This is a genomic window from Cellulosimicrobium composti, from assembly GCF_010287905.1.
GTDB classification, from domain to species: Bacteria; Actinomycetota; Actinomycetes; order Actinomycetales; family Cellulomonadaceae; genus Cellulosimicrobium; species Cellulosimicrobium composti.
In genome coordinates, this window is sequence record NZ_JAAFAN010000050.1 from 22,572 (window position 1) to 33,373 (window position 10,802).

Consider the following 10,802-nt stretch of genomic DNA (forward strand, 5'->3'; position numbering starts at 1 on the left):
CGCACGGCACCGGCACCGGCACCGGCACCGGCACGGCACGTCTCCTCGACGCCGTGGCCGCCCACACCCGTGCGGCGTAAGCCCGTCACCGCGCGCTCGCGGGTCCGGCGCGCGCGGCTGCGGCCGCGCGGCCCAGCGCGACGCCGAGCACGGTGACGCCCGCGCTCGACTCGACGTCGACGCGGACGACGCCCGCGCCCTGCTCGGCGCACGCCGTGACGACGACGCCGTTGCGCGGCGCGACCTCGCGCGCTCGTGCGCACGGGTCCCAGCCGTCCCGGGCGGCGGAGGCCGCCGCGAGCGCCGCGAGGTCGGCCCCGGTCTGCGCCGCCCCGCGTGCGGCCTGGGCGCGCGCGAGCGACGCGAGACCGAGCGCGAGCACGAGGACCACGGCGACGATCCCGAGCACGAGAACCGTGCCCGCTCCCCGCTCGGGATCACCGCTCCCGACGCGGCCACCTTTCCGCTCGGGGTCACCCCGCCGGACGCGGCCACCTCCCCGCTCAAGGTCACCCCGCCGGACGCGGCGTCCTCCTCGCTCGGGACCGTCCCCGGCTGCTCGGCCCCGGCCCGGGACCGTGACGGGCCGCGCGCTCACGGCTCGACCCAGGCGACGGCGTCACCGCTCGCGCGCAGCGGCGAGCCGGAGAGCCAGCCGCCGACGACGGGCGTCGTGACCCGCACCTCGACCCACGGGTCCCCGCGCGAGACGTCGACCGTCGCGCCGTCCCCCGCGACGCGCAGCGCGGTCGCCCGCACCGCCGCGTCGTCCTCGCCGATGGCCGCGGCCCGCGCGGCAGCCCTCGCCGCGTCGGCGGAGCGCATCTGGGCGCCCGCCGCCGCGGCGAGGGTGAGGACGACGACGAGGACGAGCACGACCGCGGGCAGGGCCACGGCGAGCTCGGCCGTGACCGCACCTCGCTCGCCCTCAGCGCCGTCCCGGCCGCGTGGTGCGCGCGTCCGGGCGCCGGTCACCGAGCGCCTGGCCCGTCGGAGCGCCGCCACCGGAAGCACCCGGCGCTGCCGGGGATCGGTGGAGCGCCCGAGCCGTCGCCCGGCCCGCGCGCGACGCCGAGCGTCGCGCGTCGCGTCGTCCCGTCGCACGGCTCAGCCCAGCGAGAGCGCGCTGCGCACGATGCCGAGCAGGAGCTCGCGCACCTCGCCGCTCTTCAGCACGACGATGAGCAGCCCTGCGAAGCCCACCGCCGCGACCGTCGCGATGGCGTACTCCGCGGTGACCAGGCCCGCCTCGCCGTCCTGGCCGGTGCTCGTCCCCGTCAGGCGCGCGAGCGCGCGCCGAGCGTGTCCTGTCATCTCGCCTCTCCCCTCTCTCGGCCCGCGGTCGCGGGCGAACGGACCCACCGTGGCGGCTCGGGCGCCGCTCCCGCTGCCCCGCGCCAGCAGCCTGTGGAGCGGTCCGGTGTGTCCGCGGCATGTGGACGGGAACGGCGGCCGGGCGCACGACGCCGCCCGGGCTCGTGCCCGCGCCGCCTACCCGCTGAGCAGACCGGCGCCGAGGGACAGCAGGACGGGCACGAGCCCGACCAGCACGAAGGCCGGGAGGAAGCACGTGCCGAGCGGCAGGACGAGGTGCACGGCGAGCCGCGCCGCGGCGGCCTTCGCCGCCCCGGTCCGGTCCTGCCGCGACGCCTCGGCCGCCGCGCGCAGCGACGAGGCGGGCGCGGCGCCGTGCACCCACGCCGGGCGCAGCGCGCGCTGCACGACGCCGAGCCGGGCTGGGGCCCCAGCCCACGCGCCGTCCCACGACGCCCCGAGGAGCAGCGCGGCACCCGCCGCTCGCAGCGCGACGCCGTCGCGCCCGCCGACGCACGTCCCGACGACCTCGAGCGCACGCGGCACGGCGGCGCCCGACCCGACCGCCGCCGCGAGAAGCTCGAGGAGCACTCCCGTCTCGATCGCGGGCTCGGCGGTGCCCGTGGAGCGTCGCGACCCGTGCCCGGGTGCGCCCCCGTCCGTGAGCGCGGACCTGCCCGCCGCATCCGGGTTCCGCGCGACCAGGGCGGCCCGCCGCCCGACCGCGGAGCGCGCCGCCCACCACGGCAAGGTCGCTCCCAGGAGGCACGCGGCCAGGAGGAGCGCGGTCATCGGTCGTCCCCCGCGGCGCGCGCCCGCTCGACGAGGCGCACCGACCAGGTTCGGCCCGCGAGGAGCAGCAGGAGCCCGAGCAGGACTCCCGCCGTGCCGAGGCCGCCGTCGGTCGCGGTCCCGAGCGGGTCGGCACCCAGCACGTAGCCGAGCAGGACCCCGACGCCCGGGAGCCACAGGAGCACGCGCGCGGTCGCACGGGGCCCCGCGAGCGCCGCCTCGCGCTCCGCTCGCGCCTCGGCGTCCGCGGCCACGGAACCGGCCACCTCGTCGAGCACCGGCGCGAGCGGGGCGCCGACCTCGACCGCGAGCCGGCACGCGGCCACGAGCGCCCGCGCGGTCCCGACGCCGCCGACGTGCGGCGCCAGGTCGGCGACCCGCGGCACGCCCTGGGCGTCGACCCGCACCCCGACGGCCCGCTGCCACGCGACCCCGGGTGCCGCGCCGGCCCGCAGGAGCGACCCGACCTGCGTCACGACGACGCGCACGAGCTCCGGCACCGCCCGGGCGCGCACCCTCCGGCGCAGGGACGGGCGACGGGCGTGCGGTGGAGCCGGGCCGACGACGGAGCGCGCCGACCGCCCGCCGCGGGCCGTCGCGCACCAGACCCCGACGGCCACGAGGAGCCCGACGACCGTCACGACCATCGGCCCGCGAGCTCGCCCCACGCCGGCCCCGGAACGGGACCCGACCCTTCGGGCGCGGTGCCGCCGTCCCACGACGCCGCGACGTCGACGCGCAGGCCGCCGCGCTCGTCGCCTCGCACGACCCCGATCCGCGCGAGGACCCGCCGCGTCGTGCCCTCGACGCGGACGCGGCGCAGGTGCAGCACCACGTCCAGCCCGCCGACGGCCTGCGCGGCGACCGCGGCGCGGTCCATCCCGGCGAGCGCGGCGAGCGCCTCGAGCCGCGCGGGCACCACCTCGACGTCGTTCGCGTGGATCGTCGCGAGCCCTCCCTCGTGTCCCGTGTTGAGCGCCATGAGCACCTCCCGGACCTCGGCGCCGCGACACTCGCCGAGCACGATCCGGTCGGGCCGCATGCGCAGCGCGGCGCGCACGAGGTCGGCGAGGTCGACCCCGCCCGCGCCCTCGACGTTGGGCCTGCGGGCGGTGAGGGGCACGACGTGGGGGTGGTCCGGGTCGAGCTCGCGCGCCTCCTCCACGCACACGATGCGCTCGTCGGGCGGGACGAGCGCGAGCAGCGCGGCGAGCAGCGTCGTCTTGCCGGTGCCGGTGCCGCCCGAGACGAGCACGCTCGCGCGGCGCGCGACGAGGCCGCGCAGGAGCCGTTCCCACGCGGGCGGGACGGTGCCGCCCGCGACGAGGTCCGCGATCCCGAACGTGCGGGTGCGCAGCACGCGCAACGAGATGACGGCGCCCGCCGCGCACACGGGCGCCACGACGGCGTGGAGCCGCGTGCCGTCGGGCAGGCGCGCGTCCACCACGGGTGCGGCGTCGTCGAGGCGCTGGCCCCCGGCTGCGGCGAGGCGGACCGCGAGGGCGCGCACGGCGTCGGGCCCGCCGAGCGCGACGTCGACCCGCTCGAGCCCGGCACCGCGGTCGACCCACACGTCGTCCGGGCCGTTGACGAGCACGTCCGTCACGCCCGGCTCGTCGAGGAAACGCTGGAGCGGCCCCGCACCGAAGATCTCGGCGCGCGCCGTGCGGGTGAGCTCGCGCAGAGCCGTCGAGCCGAGCACGCGACCGGACGCGCGCAAGGCGTCGGCGACCGCCGCGTCGTCGGGCGTCTCCCCCGCGGTGTCGCCCCGTCCCGGGCCAGGACCTGCGGCCGCCCGCACGAGACGGTCGCGGACGCCGTCGAGCAGCGGTTCGCGTGCCCGCCCGGGCGGACTGGGCGACGTCGCGCGCGGGCTCACCGTCCCGGCCCCGCGTAGCGCGCCGCGAGCTCCCGGCCCGCGCGCACGACGGCGCCACGCCCCACGCACGGGCCCTGCCCGCGCTCGACCGCGCCGGCGAGCGCCCGGTCCCACCCCACGGTCGCGGCCACGTCGAGGCCCACCGCCTCGGCGACCTCGGCGGGCGCGAGCCGACCCGGCGCGGGTCGGCGGAGCACGAGCGCCGCCGGGCCGGCGACGCGGTCGCGGACCGCGGCGGCACCTGCGACCCCGGTCACGTCGAGCGGGGTCACGACGAGCACCTCGTCGCACGCGTCGAGGAGCGCCGCGCCCGCCGCGCCCGCCGCGCCCGTCCCGAGGGCCGCCCGGTCGACGTCGAGCACGAGCACGCCCGAGCGCGCGGCCGTGGCCTCGGCGAGCGCCGCGACGACGTCCGCGAGCGCCGCGGGCTCGGGGCCGCCGCCGCGCTCGGTGCTCACGACCGGTACCGGGCCCCACCGCGGCAGCCGCGCGAGCAGGTCCTCGCCGTCGAGCCGGCCGCGCGCGTCGGCGAGGTCGGGCCACCGCACGCCCGGGTCCTGCTCGACGCCCAGGAGCACGTCGAGCCCGCCGCCCACGAGCGCGAGGTCCACGAGGCACACGGGCGCGCGCCGCCGGGCGGCCGCCCGCGCGAGGGACGCCGCGACCACGCTCGCCCCGGCGCCGCCGCGCGCACCCACCACCGCCACGACCGCTCCGCCCATCGTGTCCGCCCCCTTCGTCCCCGCACGCGCGCCCGCCGACGGCGGCCACGCCCGCTCCCCACCGACCGCGCCGCCCTGCCGCGCCCGTCCCCGACCGACCGCCACCCTGCCGCGCCCGAACCACGAACCGGAACGACACCGCGGAGGCTGGGGAGCGCGCCGTCGGCGAGCGCTCCTGTGGACGCCCCGGTTCCGCGGCTAGGCTCGCGATCGTGACCCCCCTCCCGGACTCGACGGACCAGCCCGCCGGACGGGTCGCCGCGTTCTTCGACCTCGACAAGACGATCATCGCGACGTCGTCGGCCGCGGCGTTCTCCCGGCCGTTCTTCGCGGGTGGGCTCATCAACCGCGGTGACGTGCTACGCAGCGCCTACGCGCACTTCCTGTTCATGGTGGGCGGGGCCGACGCGGACCAGACCGAGCGCATGCGCGCGCACCTGTCGAACCTCGTGACGGGCTGGGACGTCGCCACCGTCTCCCGCATCGTCGAGGAGACCCTGCACGAGCACATCGACCCCGTCGTGTACGCGGAGGCGGTCGAGCTCATCGAGTCCCACCACGAGCACGGGCACGACGTCGTCATCGTGTCCGCCTCGGGCAGCGAGGTCGTCGAGCCCATCGCGGCCGTGCTCGGCGCCGACCACGCCATCTCGTCGCGCATGGCCGTCGAGGACGGCCGGTACACGGGCGCGATCGACTTCTACGCGTACGGCGAGAACAAGGCCGTCGCGATCCGCGAGCTCGCCGAGCGCGAGGGGTACGACCTCGAGGCGAGCTACGCCTACTCCGACTCCGTGACCGACGCCCCGATGCTCGGCGTCGTCGGGCACGCGTTCGTCGTCAACCCCGACCGGGCGCTGCGCCGGCTCGCCGCCGAGCACGGGTGGGGCGCCCTGACGTTCTCGCGCCCCGTCGCGCTGCGCTCGCACCTCGCGGCCCGGACGCCGGTGCTGGCCGCCGCGGGCGTCGTCGGTCTCGCGGTCGCGGGGTGGCTCGTGTGGCGCGCGCTGCGCCGGCGCCGACGCGCCTGAGGGGCCCGCGCCGGCGCGCCGGAGACGCCCGCCCGACCGACCCGCGGGACGTCGTCGTCCCCGTGCCGGGGTGCCCGATCCGGACCTCCCGGACCAACTGCACGGGACTGTTCGAACGCGCTAGAACACGCTGTGGAAGTACCCCGCGAGAGGTTGCGCGCGGCACGCACCGGGGCTGTCATGGAAGGACAACAGCATCGCGGCGGTACCCACGCGCCGGTGGTCCCCGTAGGGACTCGCTGACCGGGCGGGGACCCGGCCACGGCGGCCACCCCGCACCGTTGCAGCGGACACGTTGCACGCCTGATAACCGCCGCGATGCTGGCGGCACGGCGCTCCTCGCGGGGCGCCGTCGTCGTGCCCGGCGCGCGATACTGGTCCCCATGACCTCAGCGCCGAGCGTGTCCTCGTCCATCACCGTCCGACTGCAGGTCGAGGCCCGGCCGACCGCCGTCAGCGAGCTGACGACGGCGATCGAGCACACGGGCGGCATCGTCTCCGCGCTCGACGTCACGGCGTCGGGCCACGAGCGGATCACGGTCGACGTCACGGTCGCGACGCGCGGCGAGGAGCACGCCGGGCAGATCGTCGAGGCGCTGCGCGCGCTGCCGGGCGTCGTCGTGGACCGCGTCTCGGACCGCACGTTCCTGCTGCACCTGGGCGGCAAGCTGAAGATCGAGTCCAAGGTGCCGATCCGCAACCGCGACGACCTGTCGATGATCTACACCCCGGGCGTCGCGCGCGTGTGCGAGGCGATCGCGGCCACGCCCGACGACGCGCGACGGCTCACGATCAAGCGCAACACCATCGCGGTGGTCACCGACGGGTCGGCCGTGCTCGGCCTCGGCGACATCGGCCCGCTCGCGTCGCTGCCCGTGATGGAGGGCAAGGCCGCGCTGTTCAAGCGGTTCGCGGACATCGACGCGTTCCCCATCGCGCTCGACACGACCGACGTCGACGAGATCGTGCGCACGGTCAAGGCCATCGCGCCCGTGTTCGCGGGCATCAACCTCGAGGACATCTCCGCGCCGCGTTGCTTCGAGATCGAGGCACGGCTGCGCGCCGAGCTCGACATCCCCGTGTTCCACGACGACCAGCACGGCACCGCGATCGTCGCGCTCGCCGCGCTGACCAACGCGCTCAAGGTCGTGGGCAAGGAGCTGCCCGACGTGCGGATCGTCCTCTCGGGCGCGGGCGCCGCCGGGACCGCGGTGCTCAAGCTGCTCCTCGCCGCCGGCGCGCACGACGTCGTCGTCGCGGACGTCGAGGGCGTCGTGCACCCCGGCCGCCCGGGCCTGTCGCCGTCGCTCGCGTGGACCGCGGTCAACACCAACCCGCGCCGCGTGACGGGCACGCTGCGCGAGGCCGTCGTCGACGCGGACGTGTTCATCGGCGTCTCCGCGCCCGACGTCCTCACCGGCGACGACGTCGCGCGCATGGCGCCCGGCGCGATCGTCTTCGCGATGGCGAACCCACGGCCCGAGGTGGACCCGGTCGAGGCCGCCGAGCACGCGGCGATCGTCGGCACCGGGCGGTCGGACTTCGCGAACCAGATCAACAACGTGCTCGCGTTCCCCGGCGTGTTCCGCGGCCTGCTCGACGCGCGGTCGCACCGGATCACCGACGGCATGCTCCTCGCGGCGGCGCGGGCGCTCGCGTCCGCGATCCACGAGGACCAGCTCAACCCGACGTACATCATCCCGAGCGTGTTCAACCCGGACGTGACGACGCTCGTCGCCGCCGCCGTCGAGGCGGCCGCGCGGGAGGCGGGCGCGGCCGAGCCCGCCCCGCCGACCGGCAGCCTGCCGCGCGTCGCGCCCACCACGACCCCGGAGGCCTGAGCGTGCAGCGCGTGACCACCCGCAACGCGGCGTTCCAGCAGTGGGAGGCGCTGCTGACCAACCGCACCAAGCGCCACCGCGCGGGCGAGATGGTCGTCCAGGGCGTCCGGCCGATCACGCTCGCCGTCGAGTCGGGCTGGACGGTGCGGACCTGGCTCGTCGACGCCGACCGGTCGCTGTCGTCGTGGGCGCACACCATGCTCGACCGGGTCCGGGCGAAGCGGTTCGCTTTGTCCACCGACCTCATGCGCGAGCTCGGCGGCAAGGAGGACGACGCGCCGGAGCTGCTCGCCGTCGTCGCGACGCCGCCCGACGACCTGGGCCGGATCGGCGGCGGCACCGTGGGCGCGGACTTCCTCGGCGTCGTGCTCGACCGCCCCACCAGCCCCGGCAACGTGGGGACGGTCGCGCGCTCGCTCGACGCGTTCGGCGGGGCGGGCCTCGTCGTCGCGGGCCACGCCGCGGACCCGTACGACCCGCGGGCCGTGCGCGCGAGCACGGGCTCGATCTTCTCCGTGCCGACGGTGCGCGTCCCCGCCGGGCGCGACGTGCTCGCATGGGTCGAGGCGCAGCGCTCCGCCGGGGTCCCGTTGACCCTGCTCGGGACGGACGAGCACGGCGACGTCGAGCTCGCCGAGCACGACCTCACCGGGCCGACGCTCGTCCTCACGGGCAACGAGACGACCGGGCTCAGCGCAGGCTGGCGCGAGGCGTGCGACGTCATGGTGAGCATCCCCATGCTCGGCTCGGCGAGCTCGCTCAACGCCGCGAGCGCGACGACCGTCGTGCTGTACGAGGCGGTCCGGCAGCGGCGCGCCCGCGCCTGACGGCCGCCCCCGCGGGCCCCCCGGCGTCGCTGGTGGTCGCCCCGGCCGCCCGTTTTGCGAGCGGTCCCTCCGAACTCCGGACGCGTGTGACGACCCTCACCGGGACGGGTCTACACTCGCCAGGTCGGGGGCCCCGGTCGTGAGGCCGCCCACCCCGTCGTACCGTCGAACCGTCACGTCGCCCCCGGGTGGCCCGCGGCCGGCGGGACCGCACCAGAGTCGATGCGCACCGGAGGTCAGCGTGCCAGAGAACGAGTCCACCACCGCTCAGACCGGGCTGGAGAACCTCCTCCACGAGACCCGGAGCTTCCCCCCGAGCCCGGAGTTCGCCGCGCAGGCGAACGCGAAGCCCGAGCTGTACGAGGAGGCGCGCGCCGACCGGCTCGCGTTCTGGGCGCGGCAGGCGAACGACCTCGTCACGTGGCGGACGCCCTTCACCGAGACGCTCGACTGGTCGCAGGCGCCCGTCGCGCGCTGGTTCGCCGACGGCACGCTCAACGCCGCGTACAACGCGGTCGACCGCCACGTCGAGGCCGGCCTCGGCGACCGCGTCGCGATCCACTTCGAGGGCGAGCCGGGCGACACGCGCACCGTGACCTACGCGGAGCTCCAGCGCGACGTCGCGCGCGCCGCGAACGCGCTCGCGGCGCTCGGCGTCGAGACGGGCGACCGCGTCGTCATCTACCTGCCGATGATCGTCGAGGCCGTCGTCGCGATGCTCGCGTGCGCGCGCATCGGTGCCCCGCACTCGGTCGTGTTCGGCGGCTTCTCCGCCGACGCGCTGCGCAGCCGCATCGCCGACGCCGAGGCGAAGGTCGTCATCACCGCCGACGGCGGCTACCGCCGCGGCGCGCCGTCCGCCCTCAAGCCCGCCGTCGACGAGGCGCTCGCCCCGAAGGAGGGCGCCGAGCCGACGACGGTCGAGCACGTGCTCGTCGTGCGCCGCACCGGCCAGGACACCGCGTGGACCGAGAGCCGCGACGTGTGGTGGCACGACGCGCTCGAGTCCGCCGACACGACGCACACGCCCGTGTGGGTCGAGGCCGAGCACCCGCTGTTCATCCTCTACACGTCCGGCACCACGGGGAAGCCCAAGGGCATCCTCCACACCACCGGCGGGTACCTCACGCAGGCCGCGTACACGCACCGCAACGTCTTCGACCTCAAGGCCGAGACCGACGTCTACTGGTGCACGGCCGACATCGGCTGGGTCACCGGCCACTCCTACGTCGTCTACGGCCCGCTGCTCAACGGCGCGACGCAGGTGATCTACGAGGGCACGCCCGACTCTCCGCACCAGGGCCGCTGGTGGGAGATCGTCGAGAAGTACAAGGTCTCGATCCTCTACACCGCGCCGACCGCGATCCGCGCGTGCATGAAGTGGGGCGAGGAGATCCCCGCGAAGTTCGACCTGTCGTCGCTGCGCGTGCTCGGCTCGGTGGGCGAGCCGATCAACCCCGAGGCGTGGATGTGGTACCGCCGCGTCATCGGCGGGGACCGCACGCCGATCGTCGACACGTGGTGGCAGACGGAGACGGGCGCGATCATGATCTCCCCGCTGCCCGGGGTCACGGCCGCGAAGCCGGGCTCGGCCCAGGTGCCGCTGCCGGGCATCGTCGCGGACGTCGTCGACGACGAGGCGCACGCCGTGCCGAACGGCGGCGGCGGGTACCTCGTGCTGTCCGAGCCGTGGCCGTCGATGCTGCGCGGCATCTGGGGCGACCTCCAGCGCTTCACGGACACGTACTGGTCCCGGTTCCCCGGCATCTACTTCGCGGGGGACGGCGCCAAGAAGGACGAGGACGGCGACATCTGGCTGCTCGGCCGCGTCGACGACGTCATGAACGTCTCCGGCCACCGCCTGTCCACGACGGAGATCGAGTCGGCGCTCGTCTCGCACGAGATCGTCGCCGAGGCCGCGGTCGTCGGCGCGAGCGACGACCTCACGGGCCAGGCCGTCGTCGCGTTCGTCATCCTGCGCGGCGAGCACGCGGACCGCGCGGCGGACGCCGACGGCGCCGCGGCCGTGCAGACCGAGCTGCGCAACCACGTCGCCAAGGAGATCGGCCCGATCGCCAAGCCGAAGCGGATCCTCGTGGTGCCCGAGCTGCCGAAGACGCGGTCCGGCAAGATCATGCGCCGCCTGCTGCGCGACGTCGCGGAGAACCGCACCGTCGGCGACGCGACGACGCTCGCGGACTCGTCCGTGATGGAGCTCATCTCGGCCGGGCTGCAGAAGCCGTCCTCCTCGGAGGACTGACCGGCCGCGCGTCGACCACGGGGTCGGGGGCCCGGGGGGGGGGGGGGCGGGGGGCCGCCCCCCGCCGGGGGGGCCCGGGGCGGGGGGCCCCGGCGGGGGGGGGGGGCGGGGGGGGGGGGGGGGGGCCGGGGGGCCC

At 76.9% G+C, this 10,802-nt stretch carries 11 protein-coding genes; 4 read left to right on the forward strand and 7 right to left on the reverse strand.

From position 1 onward, the window contains the following. Positions 1 to 85 precede the first annotated feature (85 nt). The 7 genes from GYH36_RS14165 to ssd form a co-directional block, all read right to left on the reverse strand. Positions 86 to 598, reverse strand: coding sequence for an Rv3654c family TadE-like protein (locus GYH36_RS14165; protein ID WP_024838953.1), 513 nt, complete (start codon positions 596 to 598; stop codon positions 86 to 88). Then, the gene (locus GYH36_RS14170) at positions 595 to 894 is read right to left on the reverse strand and encodes a TadE family type IV pilus minor pilin (protein ID WP_312028645.1); all 300 of its coding nucleotides are present in this window, start codon (positions 892 to 894) and stop codon (positions 595 to 597) included. The genes GYH36_RS14165 and GYH36_RS14170 overlap by 4 nt, the downstream gene beginning before the upstream one ends. A 213-nt stretch (positions 895 to 1,107) precedes the next feature. Further along, complete coding sequence (locus GYH36_RS14175; RefSeq protein ID WP_162290159.1) at positions 1,108 to 1,314, reverse strand: DUF4244 domain-containing protein; 207 nt, start codon at positions 1,312 to 1,314, stop codon at positions 1,108 to 1,110. 177 nt (positions 1,315 to 1,491) lie between these two features. Beyond that, positions 1,492 to 2,106: a type II secretion system F family protein gene (locus GYH36_RS14180; protein WP_162290160.1), complete on the reverse strand. Its 615-nt coding sequence runs from the start codon at positions 2,104 to 2,106 to the stop codon at positions 1,492 to 1,494. Continuing rightward, positions 2,103 to 2,753: a hypothetical protein gene (locus GYH36_RS14185; RefSeq protein WP_162290161.1), complete on the reverse strand. Its 651-nt coding sequence runs from the start codon at positions 2,751 to 2,753 to the stop codon at positions 2,103 to 2,105. Before GYH36_RS14185 ends, GYH36_RS14180 begins: the two co-directional genes overlap by 4 nt. Beyond that, positions 2,744 to 3,907, reverse strand: coding sequence for a TadA family conjugal transfer-associated ATPase (locus tag GYH36_RS14190; RefSeq protein WP_312028646.1), 1,164 nt, complete (start codon positions 3,905 to 3,907; stop codon positions 2,744 to 2,746). The genes GYH36_RS14185 and GYH36_RS14190 overlap by 10 nt, the downstream gene beginning before the upstream one ends. A gap of 74 nt (positions 3,908 to 3,981) precedes the next feature. Beyond that, positions 3,982 to 4,707: a septum site-determining protein Ssd gene (gene ssd, locus GYH36_RS14195; protein WP_162290162.1), complete on the reverse strand. Its 726-nt coding sequence runs from the start codon at positions 4,705 to 4,707 to the stop codon at positions 3,982 to 3,984. A gap of 212 nt (positions 4,708 to 4,919) precedes the next feature. Between ssd and GYH36_RS14200 the strand changes: the two genes are divergently transcribed. The 4 genes from GYH36_RS14200 (at position 4,920) to acs (ending at position 10,666) form a co-directional block, all read left to right on the forward strand. Then, positions 4,920 to 5,738 (forward strand): HAD family hydrolase, encoded by an 819-nt coding sequence (locus tag GYH36_RS14200; RefSeq protein WP_231492759.1) that lies wholly within the window; start codon positions 4,920 to 4,922, stop codon positions 5,736 to 5,738. Between the two features lie 383 nt (positions 5,739 to 6,121). Next, complete coding sequence (locus GYH36_RS14205) at positions 6,122 to 7,579, forward strand: NAD-dependent malic enzyme (protein ID WP_024838960.1); 1,458 nt, start codon at positions 6,122 to 6,124, stop codon at positions 7,577 to 7,579. An 11-nt stretch (positions 7,580 to 7,590) separates the two neighbouring features. Continuing rightward, on the forward strand, positions 7,591 to 8,406 hold the full coding sequence (locus GYH36_RS14210) for a TrmH family RNA methyltransferase (protein WP_312028647.1): 816 nt from the start codon (positions 7,591 to 7,593) through the stop codon (positions 8,404 to 8,406). Between the two features lie 241 nt (positions 8,407 to 8,647). Further along, complete coding sequence (gene acs / locus GYH36_RS14215) at positions 8,648 to 10,666, forward strand: acetate--CoA ligase (protein ID WP_162290163.1); 2,019 nt, start codon at positions 8,648 to 8,650, stop codon at positions 10,664 to 10,666. Positions 10,667 to 10,802: the final 136 nt, after the last annotated feature.

What these genes read in the sequence shown, in the direction of transcription:
- GYH36_RS14175 (WP_162290159.1), bottom strand. Translation starts at nt 1,314, where the DNA reads ATGACAGGACACGCTCGGCGCGCGCTCGCGCGCCTGACGGGGACGAGC.
- GYH36_RS14180 (WP_162290160.1), bottom strand. Translation starts at nt 2,106, where the DNA reads ATGACCGCGCTCCTCCTGGCCGCGTGCCTCCTGGGAGCGACCTTGCCG.
- GYH36_RS14185 (WP_162290161.1), bottom strand. Translation starts at nt 2,753, where the DNA reads ATGGTCGTGACGGTCGTCGGGCTCCTCGTGGCCGTCGGGGTCTGGTGC.
- ssd (WP_162290162.1), bottom strand. Translation starts at nt 4,707, where the DNA reads ATGGGCGGAGCGGTCGTGGCGGTGGTGGGTGCGCGCGGCGGCGCCGGG.
- GYH36_RS14205 (WP_024838960.1), top strand. Translation starts at nt 6,122, where the DNA reads ATGACCTCAGCGCCGAGCGTGTCCTCGTCCATCACCGTCCGACTGCAG.